This window comes from Acinetobacter sp. NIOH-H-8, from assembly GCF_046635365.1.
GTDB lineage: Bacteria > Pseudomonadota > Gammaproteobacteria > Pseudomonadales > Moraxellaceae > Acinetobacter.
Genome location: NZ_JBHDVN010000317.1, coordinates 1 through 400 on the forward strand (window position 1 = coordinate 1; position 400 = coordinate 400).

A 400-nucleotide genomic window follows, 5' to 3' on the forward strand; every position below is an offset into this window, starting at 1 on the left:
GGGTTTGCCAGCGCCAGCCAGCGGCGCGGCGTAACGCCGTTCGTGACGTTACAAAAACGGGTCGGGAAAATATTCGCAAAATCCGCGAACAGCGACTGCACCATCAGGTTGGAATGGAGTTCAGAAACGCCGTTGACTTTATGGCTGACTACCACCGCCAGCCAGGCCATCCGTACCCGGCGACCGTTCGACTCATCAATAATCGACGCGCGTCCAAGCAGGCTGGTATCGTTGGGATATTGCTCCTGCAACGTTTTCAGGAAATAGTCGTTAATCTCGAAGATAATCTGCAGGTGACGGGGCAGAATTTTCCCCAGCATATCGACGGGCCAGGTTTCCAGCGCCTCGCTCATCAACGTATGGTTGGTATAAGAGAAGACCTGACAGCACACCTCAAACG

General features: G+C 54.2%; 1 protein-coding gene. It reads right to left on the reverse strand.

From position 1 onward, the window contains the following. Positions 1-400 (reverse strand): glycogen/starch/alpha-glucan phosphorylase (locus ACEWB7_RS18430; protein WP_411581152.1); only part of this gene is annotated, 400 nt, incomplete at both ends.